This window comes from Pseudomonas sp. NFACC46-3, assembly GCF_900114515.1.
Lineage (GTDB): Bacteria > Pseudomonadota > Gammaproteobacteria > Pseudomonadales > Pseudomonadaceae > Aquipseudomonas > Aquipseudomonas fluorescens_Q.
The window spans coordinates 67,082-85,786 of the sequence record NZ_FOTH01000014.1 but is presented as its reverse complement, the minus strand read 5'-3'; the positions used below and the strand labels follow the sequence as shown (position 1 = coordinate 85,786).

Annotated in this window: 14 protein-coding genes and 1 pseudogene; 8 read left to right on the top strand and 7 right to left on the bottom strand. The window is 60.7% G+C overall.

Annotation, left to right across the window (positions count from 1 at the left end; genetic code table 11):
- Positions 1-125: 125 nt before the first annotated feature.
- From BM300_RS15815 to BM300_RS15790, 7 genes and pseudogenes are all read right to left on the bottom strand, one after another.
- Positions 126-2,276 carry a hypothetical protein gene (locus tag BM300_RS15815; protein WP_092463279.1) on the bottom strand — a complete coding sequence of 717 codons (2,151 nt, stop codon included), beginning with the start codon at positions 2,274-2,276 and terminating at the stop codon, positions 126-128.
- On the bottom strand, positions 2,263-3,456 hold the full coding sequence (locus tag BM300_RS15810; RefSeq protein ID WP_092463277.1) for a DUF3142 domain-containing protein: 1,194 nt from the start codon (positions 3,454-3,456) through the stop codon (positions 2,263-2,265). The genes BM300_RS15815 and BM300_RS15810 overlap by 14 nt, the downstream gene beginning before the upstream one ends.
- Positions 3,457-3,515: 59 nt before the next feature.
- Positions 3,516-4,340, bottom strand: a complete 825-nt coding sequence (locus BM300_RS15805; protein ID WP_092221153.1) for a class I SAM-dependent methyltransferase — start codon at positions 4,338-4,340, stop codon at positions 3,516-3,518.
- On the bottom strand, positions 4,334-5,488 hold the full coding sequence (locus tag BM300_RS15800) for an acyltransferase family protein (RefSeq protein WP_092221150.1): 1,155 nt from the start codon (positions 5,486-5,488) through the stop codon (positions 4,334-4,336). Before BM300_RS15800 ends, BM300_RS15805 begins: the two co-directional genes overlap by 7 nt.
- Positions 5,485-6,312 carry a class I SAM-dependent methyltransferase gene (locus BM300_RS31165; protein ID WP_371914663.1) on the bottom strand — a complete coding sequence of 276 codons (828 nt, stop codon included), beginning with the start codon at positions 6,310-6,312 and terminating at the stop codon, positions 5,485-5,487. The genes BM300_RS15800 and BM300_RS31165 overlap by 4 nt, the downstream gene beginning before the upstream one ends.
- A 24-nt stretch (positions 6,313-6,336) precedes the next feature.
- Positions 6,337-7,626: pseudogene (locus BM300_RS15795) on the bottom strand (glycosyltransferase); the annotation flags it as partial.
- A complete protein-coding gene (locus BM300_RS15790) occupies positions 7,620-9,260 on the bottom strand; it encodes a glycosyltransferase (protein ID WP_092221148.1) in 1,641 nt (546 codons plus the stop codon). The gene BM300_RS15790 and the pseudogene BM300_RS15795, both read right to left, overlap by 7 nt.
- Positions 9,261-9,685: 425 nt before the next feature.
- Here BM300_RS15790 and BM300_RS15785 point away from each other — a divergent pair, with 425 nt between their 5' ends.
- From BM300_RS15785 to BM300_RS15750, 8 genes are read left to right on the top strand one after another with little or no spacing between them, the layout of a single operon-like run.
- On the top strand, positions 9,686-10,600 hold the full coding sequence (locus BM300_RS15785) for a GDP-mannose 4,6-dehydratase (RefSeq protein WP_063323688.1): 915 nt from the start codon (positions 9,686-9,688) through the stop codon (positions 10,598-10,600).
- Positions 10,597-11,565, top strand: coding sequence for a GDP-mannose 4,6-dehydratase (gmd, locus tag BM300_RS15780; RefSeq protein ID WP_092221143.1), 969 nt, complete (start codon positions 10,597-10,599; stop codon positions 11,563-11,565). The genes BM300_RS15785 and gmd overlap by 4 nt, the downstream gene beginning before the upstream one ends.
- 3 nt (positions 11,566-11,568) lie before the next feature.
- Positions 11,569-13,020: a mannose-1-phosphate guanylyltransferase/mannose-6-phosphate isomerase gene (locus BM300_RS15775; protein ID WP_092463275.1), complete on the top strand. Its 1,452-nt coding sequence runs from the start codon at positions 11,569-11,571 to the stop codon at positions 13,018-13,020.
- Entirely contained in the window at positions 13,011-13,808 is a 798-nt protein-coding gene (locus BM300_RS15770) for an ABC transporter permease (RefSeq protein ID WP_063323685.1), read from the top strand. Before BM300_RS15775 ends, BM300_RS15770 begins: the two co-directional genes overlap by 10 nt.
- On the top strand, positions 13,808-15,073 hold the full coding sequence (locus BM300_RS15765) for an ABC transporter ATP-binding protein (RefSeq protein WP_092463273.1): 1,266 nt from the start codon (positions 13,808-13,810) through the stop codon (positions 15,071-15,073). The genes BM300_RS15770 and BM300_RS15765 overlap by 1 nt, the downstream gene beginning before the upstream one ends.
- On the top strand, positions 15,070-16,437 hold the full coding sequence (locus tag BM300_RS15760) for a glycosyltransferase family 4 protein (RefSeq protein ID WP_092463271.1): 1,368 nt from the start codon (positions 15,070-15,072) through the stop codon (positions 16,435-16,437). Before BM300_RS15765 ends, BM300_RS15760 begins: the two co-directional genes overlap by 4 nt.
- Complete coding sequence (locus BM300_RS15755; protein WP_092463269.1) at positions 16,428-17,558, top strand: glycosyltransferase family 4 protein; 1,131 nt, start codon at positions 16,428-16,430, stop codon at positions 17,556-17,558. The genes BM300_RS15760 and BM300_RS15755 overlap by 10 nt, the downstream gene beginning before the upstream one ends.
- On the top strand, positions 17,559-18,689 hold the full coding sequence (locus BM300_RS15750; RefSeq protein ID WP_092463267.1) for a glycosyltransferase family 4 protein: 1,131 nt from the start codon (positions 17,559-17,561) through the stop codon (positions 18,687-18,689). It begins immediately after the preceding gene.
- Positions 18,690-18,705 lie beyond the last annotated feature (16 nt).

Sequence of the window (18,705 nt, the reverse complement as noted above, 5' to 3'; positions counted from 1 at the left end):
CGCTGGGTGGCGCAACCGCCCCAAATCGGCTGACGCGATTTTCGGGCAAATCGCATCAGCCGATTCTACGACGGCTTCGCCGCCGAGCGGGAGCAAGCTCCCTCGCCACAATCGGTGTTCGCCCGTTAGCTAGCCGACATCCGCGCCTTGCGCCGGCGCCGACTGATCAATCCCAACGCCACGGCCACCACCAGCACCGCCCCGCCCACTTCCAACCAGGCCTTGTAAGGTCGCAGCGCCGAACGCATCGGGTCCAAGGCCTGGGTCACGTAGCGTTTGTTCGCCTTGCTGAAGTCCGGTTCCTGGCATTGATGACCGAAATCCCCGGCCCAATCCACATACGGACCTTCCTTCACATAGCGTTGATACAGCGCGCTTTGTTCCTCAAGGCTGGAGTTGTACCCCACCGCTTTGCACAGCACCGCCGCAAACGCCTGGCTGGTATGCGGCAAATGATCCGCCGCCTGGCTCGCCAGCGCCGTGGCGACGAACCGGTAGTGATAACGCACATCCGGCTGCGCGGCGCTGGCCTGCTGGCGTTGCACTTCGCCTTCGGCCACCAGCGGCCCGACCTTCAGCTCAACCGGTTCCAGGCTGTAATTGCCTCCCAGGCTGGCGTAATCCGGCGCCATCTCATAGCCAAGCAACTCCATGCCCCATTTGCGCGCCATCCAGGACGCATTGAAATAGGCCTCGGCCCGTCGGGTTGGCCACCATTTGGACTCCGCGTCCTGGCGCAATTGCCCATAGGCGCGGGCCTTGTTCTGCAAGTCTGCGTTATCGAAATAAGCCGGTGCCTCATCAAAGCGCCCCTCCCTCAGCAAGCGACGACCCAGCAGATTGCGCAGGCTCGCAGCCACCGGCAGCGGCACGTAGTTGTCCCGATCCTCCTGACTCAACGCCGGTGGCGCCGGAACTTGGGCGTCGACGTACTGCTTGAGCTCATCCACCGTCAGCACACGCTCGGCAACTGCGGCAGCGTCGTACCAATAGTTGCTCTGGCCGCGATAGAGCTGATCGAAGGCTTGCAGGTAATCGCCGCGCTGCAAGGCCAGGATCGCGCTTTCACCTTCGACCCGGCACTTGGGCTGCACCGACTCGAAGTTCCAATCCGGTGTCCGCCGGCTGCCCCAGGATTCATCGTTCGGGAAAGCCTGGGCAGCCTTGGCATAAGCCGCCGCCGCGGCCACTTTGTCGCCGTCGCGCAAGGCCAGCTTGGCACGCACCCACCAGGCCAGGCCGGTGTCGGCAGCCTTTTGCGCAAAAGCCTGGGCACTGGCGTAATCGCCGTGCTGGTAACTCACCGCCGCCAAACGGTCGGCATCGCCCAGATTGTCCCGGGCGTTGGCTTGCAACAGTTCGAACAGCCTTTTCTCGCCCGAGGGTTCTTCACCGTCCCACCAGCCGACGCGGCTGAGCAGGTAGGCGGTGACCAACCGCTGCACCAACGGGGTCTTGAGCAGTTCGCTCAAGCGCTCATCCGGCTGGACGCTCAAATCACCGGCCAATTGCAGCAACGAGCTGTAGCCGACCGAAGACCCTTGCAGGTTCTGGATCGCATACAGGCCGATGGCACTGTCCCAATCGTCAGCGGTGTAGGCCACCCGGGCTTCTTCGCCAAGGCTGGCGACGCCCAGTTCCAGCGGATCGCTGAAGCCGGCAATGCTCAACTCGCGGGCCAGGCGAAACGCCGCTCGCGCCTGGTCCTGCAAGACCACAGGGTCGCCGCTGCCGGCCTCGGTGCTCACGGCAAACAACGCCCGGCCAAGGGAGTATGCGGCCCAGGTGCTGCGCAACCGACGTTGGTCAGCCGGTAACGCCAGCAATTGCTGGAACGCCTCCACAGCGCGCTGATGCTCACCGATGTTGAAAGCCGCCGCGCCAATCGCATACAAGCGCAGCTCATCAGGCAGGTTGGCCGCTTCGGCTGCCACCTGGTCAACATCGGTCAGGGCTCGCAGGCGCTCCACCACCGCTTGCTGCGGCGGGGTCAGGCCGATCTGCTCGGCCTGGTTGCGTTGTTCAACGTAGGAAGGCGGGTCGTCATAGCTGTAGTCCGGGTTGCGTGTCGCCTCGGTGGCCGGCTTGAGCCCGGCAATCGCCTGGCCGAGACGGCTGACCTCGAAGCGAAAGCTGCCTTCGGGTAATTCGGCCAGCGACTGGGCGCGGTTATCCAGCAGGCGCATCGGGAAATCCGGCCCGCAAGCCAGCGCCGGGCCCAGCGGCAGGCAAAGGCTCAGGCACAGCAGGTGACGAGGCCACTTACGGGTAAACATTGAAACCTCCTTGGTCAATTTTCGTACAGCGCGCCCAACCGATTGCCCGTTGGCTGCCAGCCGCCAAGCGGCCTTCCTGAATGCGGGTGAAGGTAAGCAGTCCGGGGGTTTGTTGCAACGTATAGCCGGCCAAGGCATCGACGCCGTCACACGCGCCGACAGCCAGCGTCAGGCGCTGGGGCCAGGGACTGTCGAGATTGCCCTGGTTAACCAGGCGGATATCGTACAAACCACCCTGCTCCCCCCACTGCAACGCCAAGCGACTGTCCAGGTTATCTCCCCGGGCGACGGCGCCGAGCGTGGTCAGGCTCCATGCCCGTCGGTCGCCGGCCAGCGGCAGGCGAAACCAGATCAATCCAGCGAGATGTTTCGGTGGATCGGCACGCAAATCTGCCGCAAGCCCGGCCACTTGTTGCGGATCGGCCAGCAACTCCCGCCGCTCGCCACCGCGATCGATCGGCACTTCGCTTTCCACCATCGGCGCGCCACTCTCCTGGGTCAGCAGCGCCACGCCGTATGCCGGCAGGGCCAGATAAAACGGCCGTGTGGTGATGTCGCTCCAGCGTTGCGCCCAGTGCCGAGCCTGTTTCGGATCGAACAATCCCTGCCTCGGGTCGCTCACCGCGTGGACCTGCAGCACGCTGCTGTCCACCGTTTCCAACAACCCAGGCAATGCTGGGCTGTCGAGCCAGGCCGGTAGCGCGGTAATACTCAGCCGCACGTTGGCCGGCAGGACATGCCGCAGTTGGCCGAGGAACTTTCCATAAGCCGGCAACCGCGCGTTGCCCGCATCGTGGTCGATTTCTACCCCTGCCGGGGTGAGGCCTTGGGCTTGCCAATCGCCCAGCACCTGCTGGATCTGCGCGATCACCTCGTCCTGGTCCAAAGCCTTGAGCTGACCGTCCAGGCGAATCACAGCGATCAGCGGACGGCCATCAGCCTTGAGCAAGGCCGAATCGATCCGCGCACGGCTCCAGCCCGCCCCGGGAAAAGCCTGCAACGCCAGCACCCGCAGCGTGGAAAAATCTCCCCGGCTTTGACGCAGCGCCAGCGCGTGGGCCGGGATCCATTGGCGTTGCCAGATGTAGAGCTGTTGATCGAGGGCCGGGGCCGGAGGTTGTTCGCAGGCCCCCAAAAGCAACAAGGCAAGGGCCAGGGAGAGCCGGAAAAAAACAGTCATGAAGCCTTCCACCCATAAAGCCCGGCAGATTACGCCACCCGGATCCCTCGCCACAGGCGCTATGAAAGCCCGCCCGGCTTACGCGCAATAATCACCTGACTCTTGGCCACCACCGCGTCCAGCGCCTGCTTGATCTGCGCCCCACGCGGTGAGTTCAGCACCGCTTGCCAGGTGGCGGCCCAATGATTGAGCAACGGGTGGTCGGCGTTGCTGAGATCGACCTTGGCTTCCCAGAACAACAGCATCCACATCGACCAGTAGAAACCGTATTGGCTGTGGCTCAACACCGTAAGCCCGGCCTCGCTGACCATCGCCTTGAACTGCTCTTCGCTGATGATGCGAATGTGGTTGGGCTTGCGGAAGTACTCCGGCGCGGCAATGTCTTTCTGCAGGTCTTCGGAGCTGGGGTGCGGCACGCTCAACAGGTACAGCGCCCCGGGCTGGCCGACCCGTACCAGTTCGGCAAGGAACTGCGCCGGGTCGTCGACATGCTCGATGACTTCGGTGGACACCACCCGCGTGGCCGTGGCATCGGCAATCGGCAGCGGGTTGCAGTCGGTCACGTGGCACTCGACTTCGCGCGCAGGGGTGTCGCTCAAGCGTTGGCGAGTGGCCTCGACCTTGGCCGCGTCGATGTCGGCGATGATGATCTTCGCCCCGCGCATCGCACAAAAATGCACGTTACCGCCATCGCCGCATCCCACGTCCAGCAGCGTGTCTCCAGGGCTCACCGGGAAACCGGTGAACAGCTCGTCAGTTTGCTGGTTGAACCAGCCGCTGAGCACCGCATCGTGCAACCCGAGCATGTACGGGTCGACCTTGTCGGCGACCGGCTCAGCGGGCGCGGGCGTGCCCATGGTGAGTTTCTTCAAAAGGCTCAGCATGACGGGGCTCCAGAGGCAGGAAGGACGGTCCGGTTGGCGGACAAGCGTTGCACCAGTTGAGCACCACGAGCGCGCAAGGGCATTTCCACCAGACGATAGTTGAGCTCGCTCAGCAGCCCAATCAACGACAACCCGCAGGTCAACGCCAGCCAGGGGTGGCTCGCCATGTCAGGCGATCCCAGCGGTGAGAAACGGAACCACAGCTCACGTAGCAGGAAAAACACCGGAATATGAATTAAATAGATGCCATAGGATCGGCTGCCAACCCAGGTCAACGCTGTTTTCACCGGACTGGGCGGCAGCAGGTAATCTCGGTCGTAGGAAGCCACCCAGACTAGCACGGCACTGAGTAGCGCTATGACCCCTATGCGATAGAACGACAAATTGAAATGCTCAGTCGCGATCACAGCCATTACGCCACCGAGCCCCATTATCAACAGAGCACCCAGGCCCGACCGGCGTAACCATTTTGGTTCGAACCGCTCGTAATCCGACCGCAGGCTCCAGACCGAGAGCAGCACACCAAGGGCCAGGGCGTCGGTACGAAAAACCATCAGCCACAAGCCTCTCATGGTGAACAACTGCAACAGCACCACCGCCAGCAACACCCAGACCAGGTAACGGCGCGAGACGAACACCAGCAAAGGCAAAATCAAATAGAACTGCTCTTCCAGCGACAGCGTCCAGTACACGAAGCTCGCGCCGTATTCATAACGCATGAAGGCATCGCCAAAGCGTACGTTGGCAAATTGCAGGAATCCGGCCAGCGTCGCCTGCAGGTTGGCCTCGACACTGCCAAACGCGCCAGAGCGATTGAAGAAAAACACCGCGAACAACACCAGTAACAACCAGAGCCAGGCCGAGGGCAACAGGCGAAACGCCCGGCGAATCCAGAATTCACGGGTAGTGGCCCAGAATTGTCGAGGCGTGTCGCAGCGGCGTAACTGAGGAATCAGGTTGCGACCAATGACGAATCCGGAAATAGCGAAAAACAAATCCACCCCCCACCACAGCTGAAAAATATCGGCCGTGGCTGCCAGACGCGGCATCCCACCCGGTAGCGGCATGCTTTGTATGTGATGGAACAGCACGCCGATTACCGCAATGGCGCGCAGCAATTCGATATCCATGATTCGCTTGCTGCTCATGATGCGTTCCCACACGAAGGGTTGGGTTTGCGAGCAATGATGACCTGGCTCTTGGGCATGAATTGGTCGAGTATCTGTTTGATAGCCAGGCCGTCGGGTTGCGTCAGCAAGTCCTGCCAGAGGCTGGCCCAACGTTCCATTAGCGGCGGGTACGGCGCCCGGATACGATCATGCACGGCGCCCTTGAGGTCCCGCCCCGCCGCCTTTTCGCTAGCCCAGAAGAAAATCATGCCCATGACCCAGAAGAATCCGCTGGCCTGGCGATGCTCAATGACCAGTCCGGCGTCCTCCACTAAAGCGGCAAACCGGTCGGCACTAAAAATCCGCACATGGTTGGGTGTTTGAAAGTAGCCAGGTGGCGCAATACCTTTCTGCAAATGCTCGCCCACCGACGCGGGCACGCTGAGCAGATACTGCGCCCCGGGTTGACCCATGCGCACAAGTTCAGCCATGAACAATTCCGGGTGGTCGACATGCTCGAGCACTTCCATACACGCAATTTTGTTCGCACAACCATCGGCCAGAGGCAGCGGCAGGCTGTTGCTCACCAGCCCCAGGAAGGGCGCGCTCGTCTGGGTCGCGACCTGACGCGCCAGGTCCCGCACCTTGTCATGCTCACTGTCGGTAAAGATCAGAGATGCCCCCTGGCGCAGTGCGAAGGACGTCGCCCAGCCCTCACCGCAGCCGACATCCAAGAATGTGTCGCCGGCTTTTATGGCAAAGCCTTTAAGCAGTTCACCGGTTTCATTAGCAAACCAGCCATCAAGAATTGCATCGCTGAATCCAACGTTACGGGGCGAAACGCCTCCTTCGGACGGCAACACAGGTTCAGTCGAAGGTCCGGGCCGGGGTTGATCCGCGTTCCGACGTCGCTCGTACATGTCCGCCAAGAACGTGCGCATCTGCCGTTCGGCATTGGCCTGGCTGCAGTACATCTCAAGCTTGCGCACAGCATGGGCCGACATCCGGCGATAACGTTCGGGGTCGTTTTTGGCTACGTCATAGCTAGCGCGATAGGCAGAGCACAATGAGTCCCAATCCGTGACATAACGCAAGGTACGGTATGCCGAACGTGGATCGTGTGGCCAGGCCGTCGACTCCTCACAGGAGTCCACCACAAAGGCATTATCGTGGTCGATATAATCGGCCATCGCCGTGTTCAGAGGTGCAATGGCCGGTCGCCCGCAGGACATGAACTCCATCAGCGGCAAGCACTGCCCTTCGCCGTAGGAGCTGTTGACCACATACCGCGTAGCGCCCACCAGTCGCTCGTAATCCGCGTCCGCCAGGTAGCCATGAATCAATACGATGCGACAGCGGTACGGCTGGCTCCGGTAAAGATGGTGCAGCATGTCGGTGAGCGCGCCGGCAATATCATGATGGGTCAGCTTGAGCACCAGGGTCGCGTCGGCAATATCACGGAATGTGGCACAGAACGCGCTGATCATATCCTGCCAGTTCTTGCGCCCATCATAAGGATTGAACACCGACGTATAGATCACACCGTCAAGTACCAACTCGCAGTCCTGGGCCGCAGTTTCAAAAACCACGGGGGCACCGGGCAGATGCTCCGGCGGACCATAGGGCCGCAGGTCGGCGGTGCGACTGTCGATCAACAGACCCCGCAACTGCAGGTGCATTTGATCCACTGTCGGCCTTTGCGCCAACACCGTACCGCGAGCGGCAAAGCGGTCCCACACCGGTGCAGCGATAGCGGCAATCGGAAAATCCGCCCCCATCACGTCACGCACGGCATTGACGGTAAAACTGGAATGGGTAATCGCCATGCCGGTCGCGCCGAGTACCATGCGCCAGTCGTGACGAGGTTCACCTTGCCAGCTTTCAGTGGGAATGGTGCTGAACTCCCAGGCAAACACGGGAACCGTAGGGCAGGCGTAGTGGATCGCGGTGCGATGGGGTGGGGAAAACGAAAAAAATACGCAGTCCTCACCACGAGTGAGGCAATCGGCATACAGCTGATCGACTTCTTCATCCGGCCGGGACACTTCAATGACCCGCCCCAAACGCTCCAACACCGGACGGAATTCCTTGAGTACGAAGTAGTAGCTGTATTCGGGTTTGCCGAGATTTTCCAGGATATTGGTCTGGTTGGTTTCTGAATAAATAATGATCAGCATGATACGGACCCTGGCTGGACTATGAACGCCGGCGTTTCATCGCGACTTGGTCCCGCGAGAAAAGCCGCCAGCCGTTGCTCAGCCGGAGCGAAATCGCAATGGCGACGCATGCGCTCGCTCGCCGCCGACGCCATGGCCTGGTAGGCATTCGGCTGATGCCGGGCCATGGCATAGCTTTGTTGATAGGCCTGCTTCAATGAGCCCCAGTCAGGCCGATAGCTCAGGGTGCGATACAGCAGACGCGTGTCTTGCGGCCAGGGCGTAGGCTCACGGCTGGACTTGACGACAAAAGCCACCTCGGCGTCGATGTAATCACGCATCGCAGTATGATCCGGCGCAATCGCCGGACGTGCGCAAGACATGTATTCCATCAGCGGCAGACACACCCCTTCACAGCGGGACGCATTGACGTAATAAGTCGCCGCACCATACAAACGGATAAGCTGCTCATCCGCCAGGTCGCCGTGCAACACCACCACCCGACAATTGAATGGCGATAGCTGGGATAGCAGAGTCAGCAACTCGACGTAGTAGGCCGACAAGTCCTTCTGCGTGATTTTCAGCAACAACGTGGCATCCTCGACATCACGCAGGGCCCAGCAGAAAGCCGTTATCAGGTGAAGCCAGTTTTTTTGCCCATCCAGCGGGTCGAGTACGCTGACATAGACGACACCGCTGACTTCAGTCTCTGCCGTCTGGCTGGTATCCGGCAAAACGGCCTGGGGATGCTCCGGCGGGACAGGTTCCCGGACAGGTTCTGGCAATGGCTCGACCACCACGGTAACCGGCGGCGCAGGGGTTCCTCGAAGGACTCTACTGAGCAACACGCGCGCAAAAACAGGCATCAGGTCCCGGACCGCTTCGCGATACCAGCACAGCAGGTTGTGCTTGATCAGCCACAACGTCCCCTGCTCACCATCACTGTTGAAGGCTCTGAAAATTTCCCTCAGGTAATGCCGACTAATGAACCCACGACGTCGCCAGGTCGGGACCGGCGGCTCGATGACAGGCTCGATGACCACCTCGGGAGCCGTGAACACCTGCTCCGGCCTCTCTTCAATGAGAGGTGCAATCAAACCATCGGCCGACAACCCAAGAAAGCGACTGTCGATGATGCAGCCCTTGATATGCAGGGCCATGCCCGGATTGACCGGCCTGCTTGGATATTGCTCACGAACCACCGCGAAACGCTCCCACAACGGAGCGGGCAGGACCAACACGGGGAAATCCTCGCCCAACGCACGGCGAATAGCCTCGGCTGCGTGGCCTGACAGCGCAATCACCCGGCCATGGCGGTTCAAAGTACGACGCCAGTCCCGCCCAGGGTCATCGCCAAAATGCTCGGTCGGGATCGAGTCGAACGCCCAGGCGAGCACGCAGACCATCGGGCATAGCAGATCCGTGGGCGTGTTGTGAGGGGGTGAAAATGAGAGAAACAGGCAATCCTGGCCCGCCTCTTGAAATCTCTGGTAAAGCGGATCGACCTCGGCCACTGAGGACACCACGTGCACCCGTCCCAGGCTTTCCAGCATGGGACGATAGGCCGTGAGCAAAAGGTAAGGGCTGTTCTCAACACAGTCGAGGGCCTGGCCGACGGAGAGATCGTTAACATCCGAGTAAAGAATGAAGTTCATGGTACCCCATCATGGAATCGCCATCCCGGCGATCCCAATTCAGGACGGTCAAGTCATGGATCGAACCGGCCCGGGGCCACGCCCACCCATCGTCTTGTTACCCGTCTCGTTCTTGTTTTTAGTCAGTCATTGGCCTGCGGTTCGGCCTGAAAATCAGGTTCGGTGGGCGTCGTGACGAGGGCATTCTAAACACATCCACCAAGGGTTCGTGAACCGCTCGGCGAGAATAAACCCGCTATAAATATGAGAACTGACCGGTCACGGTTTGCGCTGTTGAAATTACTTCGAAATTGGCACAGATTGGCAACCAAACAACTACAACAAACGCTTCTCCAGATCGATCGTTGAGTGATTTTTCCCCGATCTTACGGAAATTTCCCACTCAGTTCGCGCTAGACGAAGCAGCCGTCGAAGGGGGCTGGTGCTTGAAAAAACGTCTGTTCGTTACGGGCCTCAGCGGTTTCGTTGGACGTCACCTCAAATCTCGACTGAACGGTCATGATTCGGCGTGGCAGGTGATGCCTGTCGCTGCCCGCTACGACCTGACGGATGCCAAGACCCTGGAAGGCCTCTGGCCCGAGATTCCCGACGCCGTGATCCACCTGGCGGGACAGACCTTTGTCCCCGAAGCCTTCCGCGATCCGGCACGCACCCTGCACATCAACCTGCTGGGCACCTTGAACCTGCTCCAGGCCCTCAAGGCCCGGGGTTTCACCGGCACATTCCTGTATGTCAGCTCCGGTGATGTCTATGGCCAGATCAGCGAAGACCACCTGCCGATTACCGAACTGCAACTACCCTCCCCGCGCAACCCGTATGCCGTGAGCAAGCTGTCGGCCGAACTGCTGAGCCTGCAATGGGGCATGAGCGAAGGTTGGCCGGTGCTGGTGGCCCGCCCGTTCAATCACATCGGTCCCGGGCAGAAGGACAGCTTCGTCATTGCCAGCGCCGCCCGGCAAATCAGCCGGATCAAGCTGGGCCTGCAACCGGCTCGGCTGCAAGTGGGCGATATCGACGTGACTCGCGATTTCCTCGATGTCGGCGATGTGATTTCGGCCTACCTGGCCCTGCTGGACAAAGGCGCCCCGGGACAGGTCTACAACATCTGCTCGGGCCGCGAGCAGAGCATTCGCAGCCTGATCGAACAACTGGGCGATATCGCCCAGGTCGACGTGCAACTGATCCAGGACCCTGCGCGTCTTCGCCGCGCAGAACAGCGTCGCGTCTGTGGTAGCCCAGCCAAGCTACGACAGGCCACCGGATGGACGCCTGAAACAACAACACAACAATCCTTGCGGGCGATCCTGTCCGACTGGGAGATACGGGTACAACAAGAATGAAAAGTGCATTGATCACAGGGATCACCGGTCAAGACGGCGCGTATCTGGCCAAGTTGCTGCTCGACAAGGGTTACAAGGTTCACGGCCTGGTGGCGCGACGCAGCAGCGACTCGCGCTGGCGACTGCGAGAAATGGGTATCGAACAGGACATCGTTTACCTGGACGGTGACATGGCCGATGCCTGCTCCGTGCAACGGGCCGTGATCAAGTCGGCGCCGGACGAGGTGTACAACCTGGCCGCGCAAAGTTTCGTCGCGGCCTCCTGGGACCAGCCGGTGACCACCGGCATCGTCGACGGGCTGGGGGTCACCCACCTGCTCGAAGCCATTCGCCAGTTCAGCGTGCATACGCGCTTCTACCAGGCGTCCACCAGCGAAATGTTCGGCCTGATCCAGGCCGAACAGCAGGACGAGCACACCCCGTTTTACCCACGCAGCCCCTATGGCGTGGCGAAACTGTACGGCCACTGGATCACCGTCAACTACCGGGAAAGCTTCGGCCTGCATGCCAGCAGCGGCATCCTGTTCAACCACGAATCACCGCTGCGTGGCATCGAGTTCGTCACCCGCAAGGTCACCGACGCCGCTGCACGCATCAAGCAGGGCAAGCAGCAGGAATTGCGCCTGGGCAATATCGACGCAAAGCGCGATTGGGGCTTTGCCGGCGATTACGTCGAGGCCATGTGGCTGATGTTGCAACAGGACACCCCCGACGATTACGTAGTGGCTACCGGCGTCACCACCACCGTGCGCGAGATGTGCAGGATTGCCTTCGAACACGTGGGCCTGGACTACCGTGACTTCGTCAAGATCGACCCGGCGTATTTCCGCCCGGCCGAAGTCGAAGCGCTACTCGGCAACCCGGCCAAGGCACAACGCGTCCTGGGCTGGAAGCCCAGGACCGACCTCGACACCCTGATCCGCATGATGATGGATGCGGACATGAAACGCGTCGCCAAGGAGTAGGCCATGCTCATTCCAGTGATTCTCTCCGGCGGGGCCGGGACGAGGTTGTGGCCGGTGTCCCGCGAAGGCCACCCCAAACCCTTCATGCTCTTACCCGATGGCCAGTCGCTGCTGGGCAAGACCTATCGGCGTGCCGCGGGGTTGTTCGATGGCCGGGGCGACATCGTCACCGTCACCAATCGCGAGTACTACTTCCAGAGCCGCGACCACTATCAAAGCGCCCACCTGGAGCGTCATCGCGGTCACTTCGTGCTCGAACCGACAGGTCGCAACACCGCGCCGGCCATTGCTACCGCCGCGCTCGCGGTGCAGGCCCTGCACGGTGACGATCCGATCCTGGTAGTCATGCCTGCCGACCACCTGATCCAGGACGAGGCCGCCTTCCAGACCGCCGTGGCGCACGCCGTGGAACTGGCCAAAAACGGCCACTTGGTGACCTTTGGTGTACTGCCCTCGGCGCCGGAAACCGGCTTCGGCTATATCGAACGGGGCAAGCCCCTGGACACCAAGGGCGCGGCCAAGGTCGTGCGCTTCGTCGAAAAACCCGACCTGCAGACCGCTACGCAATATCTGGAAAGCGGCCGCTTCCTGTGGAATTCGGGGATGTTCTGCTTTTCGGTCAAGACCCTGCTGGCGGAGCTGCAAGCCCACGCCCCCGAGCTGCTGGAACAGGCACGCGCCTGTGTCACCGCCAGTACGGCGGTGGAAACCTCAGGGTGTGTGCAGCAGGAATTGTCCGCGGCGCATTTCGCCGAAATGCCAGACATCTCCATCGACTATGCCTTGATGGAACGCTCCGCCAATGTCGTGGTGATTCCCGCGGCATTCGACTGGAGCGATATCGGCTCCTGGAGCGCCGTCGCCGGCCTGGTGCCCGCCGATGCGCAAAACAACCGCGCCACCGGCGAGGCCCTGTTTATCGACAGCCAGAACAACTTCGTCCAGAGCGACGGCCGCCTGGTGGCCGCCCTGGGCGTGGAAAATCTGATCATTATCGACACCGCCGATGCCGTGCTGGTGGCCCATGCCGACCGCGCCCAGGATGTTCGTCGCGTCGCCCGGCAACTCAAGGACAAGGATCACGAAGCCTATCGCCTGCACCGTACGGTCAGCCGGCCATGGGGCAGCTATACCGTGCTCGAAGAGGGTCCACGCTTCAAGATCAAGCGCATCGTGGTCAAGCCTGGCGCATCGCTGTCGCTGCAAATGCACCATCATCGCAACGAACACTGGGTGGTGGTCGAAGGCATGGCCAAGGTCACCAACAACGGCTCGGGTTCGCATCTGGTCGCCAAGAACGAATCGACTTTTATCCCGGCCGGCCACAAGCATCGCCTGGAGAATCCCGGCGTGATCGATCTGGTGATTATCGAAGTGCAAAGCGGCGAATACCTGGGGGAAGACGACATTGTTCGCTTTGAAGATCACTATGGCAGGGCTGACTCATGTTGCTGAGCTTGCACTACTCATTATGGAGTTACCGCGGTTTTATCCTTGGCAGCGTCAAGCGTGAATTCCAATCGCGCTATCGCAACTCGCTGTTCGGCGCGTTGTGGACAGTGCTCAACCCGCTGTCGATGATTCTCGTCTACACGGTGATTTTTTCCCACATCATGCGTGCCCGCCTGCCCGGGGTGGAAGACGGCATGGCCTACAGCGTCTACCTCTGCGCCGGGCTGCTGACCTGGGGGTTGTTCGCGGAAATCACCACCCGCAGCCAGGGCATGTTCCTGGAAAACGCCAACCTGCTGAAGAAGATCAGCTTCCCCCGGATCTGCCTGCCAGTGATCGTGCTGTTCAACGCCGGGATCAACTTCGCGATCATCCTCGGGCTGTTCCTCGGTTTCCTGTTGATCACCGGGCGCTGGCCGGGCATTACCTTGCTGGCACTGGTGCCACTGCTGGCCCTGCAAGTGATGTTCGCCGCCGGGCTGGGCATGCTGTTGGGGATCCTCAATGTGTTTTTCCGTGATGTCGGGCAGTTGTTCGGCATTTGCCTGCAATTCTGGTTCTGGCTCACGCCGATCGTTTACCCCATGACGATCCTGCCGCCGCCGATCCAGCAACTGCTCGCCTTCAATCCCATGACCGCCCTGATGCAGAGCTACCAGAACCTGTTTCTCTACAACCAATGGCCGGTCTGGAGCTCGCTGGTGCCGTTGCTGGTGGTCGGCCTGCTGTTATGCACCTTGGGCTTGCGCATGTTTCGTCGGCGCGGCGGTGAAATGGTGGACGAACTCTGATGGGACATTTGCGCGTCAGTGGCCTGGGCAAGGCCTACAAACAGTACCCGAACCGCTGGAGCCGGCTGTTCGAATGGTTGATCCCCTTTTCCCGCCAGCGTCATCAATTGCACTGGATCCTGCAAGGCGTGGATTTCGAGATCCAACCCGGGGAAGCCGTCGGCATCGTCGGGGTCAACGGTGCCGGCAAAAGCACGTTGCTCAAGATGATCACCGGTACCACGCAACCCACCTGCGGCCACATCCAGTTGCAAGGTCGTGTCGCCGCGCTGCTGGAACTGGGCATGGGCTTTCATCCGGACTTCACCGGTCGCCAGAACGCGTTCATGGCCGGTCAGTTGCTGGGTATGCAGGTAGAGGAAATCGAAGCCTTGATGCCCGAGATCGAAGGGTTCGCCGAAATCGGCGAGGCCATCGACCAACCGGTACGCACCTATTCCAGCGGCATGCAGATGCGCCTGGCCTTCAGCGTCGCCACCGCCCGGCGTCCGGACATCCTGATCGTCGACGAAGCACTGTCGGTGGGCGACGCCTACTTCCAGCACAAGAGCTTCGAACGCATCCGCAGCTTCCGCAAGGCCGGCACCACGCTGCTGATCGTGTCCCACGACCGCTCGGCGATCCAGTCGATCTGCGACACCGCCATCCTGCTGGAGCACGGACGCATGGCCATGCGCGGCAAGCCGGAAGAAGTGATGGATTACTACAATGCCATGCTGGCCGAGCGCGAGGGGCAGATAGTGCGCCAGGAAATGCTCGCCAGCGGCCAGGTGCGCACCATTTCCGGCACCGGTGAGGCCGCCATCCTTGATGTACAGCTCTTGAACACTAAGGGCCAGGCGGTGGAAGTAACCGAGATCGGCCAGCCTGTTGTGTTGCAGGTCAGGGTCGAAGTGCGCCAGAACATAGATCGGCTGGTGCTGGGCTTCATGATCAAGGACCGACTCGGTCAGCCAATGTATGGCATCAATACTCATCGTCAGGAAAAGGCCCTGACCGATCTCAAGGCGGGTGAACAGATTGTCTACCGCTTCAGCTTCGACATGCGTCTGGGCAAGGGCAATTACTCCGTTGCACTGAGCCTGTCGCGACTGGATTCGCATCTGGACGGCAATTTTGAATGGCGCGACTACGGGTTGGTGTTTCACGTGATCAATAATCGCCAGGAAGATTTCGTCGGCTGTTCCTGGCTCCAGGCCGAGACCTGCATCCAGCGTTCGAGCCAGACTGCCGTCGAGGCGTTACCGCAAAAGGAGTTGCCATGAGCCGCCTGTTGGTGGAATGCACCTACGTATTCGAACACCCGGAAATCAATTCCGGCATTCAGCGCGTCGTGCGCAATGTAATTCGCGAACTGCCGGCCAAGGATGGCGAGCGTGAATGCATTCCCGTGGTCATGCTGCAGGGCAAATTATACGAGGCCAAGAGCCTGGCCCCGCTGTCGATCGATAAACTGGATCTGGTCAGCCTGAGGATACGCTGGGAACAGATGGCCAACCTGTTCTGGTTCTGGCATCGGACGCTCGCACGGCAGTGGCCCTTCAGCCGATCATTGTGGGCCCGTCGCCTCCTGTACATTGGCTGCCGCCTGTTCGCCTTCGGCTTCTTGAGCATACCGATACGTTTGCTCGACCGCGCCCTGAAAGGCCAAGAGCTGCCTAAGCGTTGCGTACCGCTGGAGCATCGGGCCGGCGATCAGCTGGTCTTGCTCGACTCATCCTGGCACTCGGATATCTTCCCCCTGGCCGAACAGCTCAAGCGCGATGGCGTCGGGATCATCTCGGTGGTCTACGACCTGATCCCCCTGTCTCATCCACAATTCTGCGATGCCGGGCTGGTCAAGGTGTTCAACCATTGGTTCGACTGGATTGCCCGCACCGCCGACGGCTACATCGCCATCTCCGCCACTATCCGTGACCAGCTGCGCCAGGAAATGGTCCGGCGCATTGGCGAGCAGCAGGTACAAGAACGCTGGTTCGATTATTTCCACCTGGGCAGCGAACTGGACCAGATTAACGCCGCCCACGCCGTCGACCCGAAGTTGCTGCGGTTGTTCAAGCGCCCCGAGCCGGTGTTCCTGATGGTCAGCACCATCGAGCCGCGCAAAAACCACGCCTATCTGCTCAATGCATTCGAGCGGGCCTGGGCTGCCGGTTCCCAGGCGCGGCTGTGCATCGTCGGGAAGATCGGCTGGAAGTGCGAGGCGCTGATCGAACGTATCGAGCGTCATTCACAACTCAACAGCCGCTTGTTCATGTTCAACAACCTCTCGGACCAAAGCCTGGAACACGCCTATCGAAACGCCACTGCGCTGGTGTTCCCGTCCTATGTGGAAGGTTTCGGCCTGCCGCTGGTGGAGGCCATGCAGCGCGGCTTGCCGGCAATGGGCAGCGACATTGAAGTGTTTCGGGAAATCGGCGGTGATTTCATGGCTTATTTCGATCTCGACGAACCCCAAAGCCTGGCGGACCTGGTCACCGACATGGAACATACCGGGGTATTCCCGGCCAAGCGCAACCTGGATCACTGGCAATGGCTGAGCTGGCGCCAGGCCAGTGCGCAATTGGTGGAGCGGATCGAGGGCCACGTTAACGAAGTCATCGTCGACCGGGAAACAGCATGCGGATAGCCCTCAACGCGCGCATTCTCCAGGCGCCTCGCACTGGCATCGGCCATTACGTAGCGGAGCTGGCCACTGCCCTGGCCCGGCAGCCGGACGTGCAGTTGTCACTGTTTCATGGCTGGGGTTGGAGCTCGCAATTGCCGCAAACGGCCGCGCCTGGCTATTCAAAGCTAAGCCCCTGGCTTCGGCGGGTTCCGGGAGCCTATCAGGCGCGGCGCTGGCTGGAGCAGAAACGCTTCGATCAAGGCCGTTCAAAGGCCATCGACCTGTATCACGAACCCAGCCTTTGGCCGCTGGCCTTCGAGGGGCCGACGGTGATCACCCTCCATGACCTCACGCACCTGCGCTACCCAGAAACGCAACCACCGGCACGCCTGAAGGAAATCGAGCGACGGCTCGACCGTGCGGTGGAGCTGGCGCAACTGATTCTGACCGACTCGCAGTTCATCGCCAATGAAGCGCAACAGCATTTCGGCCTCCCCGCCGAGCGCCTGCGGGTCGCGCCGCTGGGCGTGTCGGCGCGTTTCCATCCGCGCGAACCCGCAGCCATCGACACCGTACTCAAGGCCCATGGCCTGGAGCACGGCCGTTACTTTCTATGTGTCGGCACCCTGGAACCGCGCAAGAACCTGTCACTGGCCCTGCGTGCCCACGCCGGGCTTCCTGAATCCGTACGTCAGACCTTTCCTTTGTTCATCGTAGGAATGAACGGATGGCAACAGGCACAGCTCAATGATGAGTTGAAAGACGCCCTGGCTAGCGGTCATGTTTGTCTGGCGGGTTACCTGCCTGACGAACAGGTCGCCCAGCTATTGGCGGGGGCACGGGCATTGATTTTCCCGTCCTACTACGAAGGCTTCGGCCTGCCGGTGCTTGAAGCCATGGCCAGTGGCACACCGGTGATTACCACCCGCTGCTCGGCGATGCCCGAGGTGGCGGGGCCAGCCGGTAATTACTGCGAGCCGGACGATCCGCAAGGCATGCGCGAAGCCATGGGCCGGTTGATGGAAGATCCCCAGCACTGGCAAGCGTGTCGCGAAGCGGGGCTGCAACAAGCGGCGCTTTTTTCCTGGGAACGCTGTGCGAAGGTCACCGCCCAAGCGTATCGCCAGGTCTTGGGAGGTTGAATGCGAGTCCTGCACTTTTACAAAACCTATTTGCCCGACTCCATGGGCGGCATCGAACAGGTCATTTTCCAGCTGTGCGACAGCACTGACCGGTTGGGTATCGATAACACCGTGCTGGCCCTGAGCGGGAAGCCGGCGCCCGAGCCAATCAAGATCCGACAGCATGTCGTTCATCAGGCGCGATTGGACTTCCTACTGGCGTCCACCGGCTTCTCCTACAGTGTGTTCAAGAAATTCCGTGAGCTGGCCGCCGAAGCGGACGTGATCAACTACCACTTCCCCTGGCCGTTCATGGACCTGGTGCATTTTTTCACCGCCGTGAAGAAACCCTACGTCGTGACCTACCACTCGGACATCGTTCGCCAGCGGCACCTGCTCAAGCTCTATCGCCCCTTGATGCGGCGCTTTCTGAACGGCGCCGAGCGCATCGTCGCGGCGTCGCCGAACTATGTTCATACCAGCGACGTGCTCAAGGAATACCCCGCCAAGACCCGGATCATCACCTACGGCCTGAACAAGACCAGTTATCCACAGCCCGACGCCGAGCGCATGGCGGGGTGGAAGGCAAAACTGGGCGAGCGTTTCTTTTTGTTCGTGGGGGTGATGCGTTACTACAAAGGCTTGCACATTCTGCTCGACGCCCTCAAAGGCGTGGATTACCCCGTGGTCATCGTGGGCGCCGGCCCGCTGGAAAAACAACTGCATGCCCAGGCGGCGGCATTGGGCCTGCGCAATCTGCATTTCCTCGGACGCCTGGGGGACGAGGACAAGGTCGCGCTGCTGGAATTGAGTTATGCCATCGTGTTTCCTTCGCACTTGCGCTCCGAAGCCTTTGGCATCTCGCTGCTCGAAGGCGCGATGTTCGGCAAACCGATGATCTCCAGCGAAATTGGCACAGGCACCAGCTACATCAATGTCCACGAAGAAACCGGCCTGGTAGTGCCACCGAGCAATCCCGAAGCTTTTCGCGAGGCGATGCGCACCCTGTGGGAAAACCCGGCACAAGCCCAGGCCATGGGCGCCCGAGCCGAAGCCCGCTACCGACAGTTGTTCACCTCCGAAGAGATGGGCCAAAAGTGGGTGCGGCTATACGAGGAACTGCTGGAGGAAAAGGCGCTTTCCTACGCCTGATCCTCCAATGGATTCC

What these genes read in the sequence shown, in the direction of transcription:
- BM300_RS15790 (WP_092221148.1), bottom strand. Translation starts at nt 9,260, where the DNA reads ATGAACTTCATTCTTTACTCGGATGTTAACGATCTCTCCGTCGGCCAG.
- BM300_RS15800 (WP_092221150.1), bottom strand. Translation starts at nt 5,488, where the DNA reads ATGAGCAGCAAGCGAATCATGGATATCGAATTGCTGCGCGCCATTGCG.
- BM300_RS15765 (WP_092463273.1), top strand. Translation starts at nt 13,808, where the DNA reads ATGGGACATTTGCGCGTCAGTGGCCTGGGCAAGGCCTACAAACAGTAC.
- BM300_RS15815 (WP_092463279.1), bottom strand. Translation starts at nt 2,276, where the DNA reads ATGTTTACCCGTAAGTGGCCTCGTCACCTGCTGTGCCTGAGCCTTTGC.
- BM300_RS15760 (WP_092463271.1), top strand. Translation starts at nt 15,070, where the DNA reads ATGAGCCGCCTGTTGGTGGAATGCACCTACGTATTCGAACACCCGGAA.
- gmd (WP_092221143.1), top strand. Translation starts at nt 10,597, where the DNA reads ATGAAAAGTGCATTGATCACAGGGATCACCGGTCAAGACGGCGCGTAT.
- BM300_RS15810 (WP_092463277.1), bottom strand. Translation starts at nt 3,456, where the DNA reads ATGACTGTTTTTTTCCGGCTCTCCCTGGCCCTTGCCTTGTTGCTTTTG.
- BM300_RS15750 (WP_092463267.1), top strand. Translation starts at nt 17,559, where the DNA reads ATGCGAGTCCTGCACTTTTACAAAACCTATTTGCCCGACTCCATGGGC.
- BM300_RS15770 (WP_063323685.1), top strand. Translation starts at nt 13,011, where the DNA reads ATGTTGCTGAGCTTGCACTACTCATTATGGAGTTACCGCGGTTTTATC.
- BM300_RS15755 (WP_092463269.1), top strand. Translation starts at nt 16,428, where the DNA reads ATGCGGATAGCCCTCAACGCGCGCATTCTCCAGGCGCCTCGCACTGGC.
- BM300_RS15805 (WP_092221153.1), bottom strand. Translation starts at nt 4,340, where the DNA reads ATGCTGAGCCTTTTGAAGAAACTCACCATGGGCACGCCCGCGCCCGCT.
- BM300_RS15775 (WP_092463275.1), top strand. Translation starts at nt 11,569, where the DNA reads ATGCTCATTCCAGTGATTCTCTCCGGCGGGGCCGGGACGAGGTTGTGG.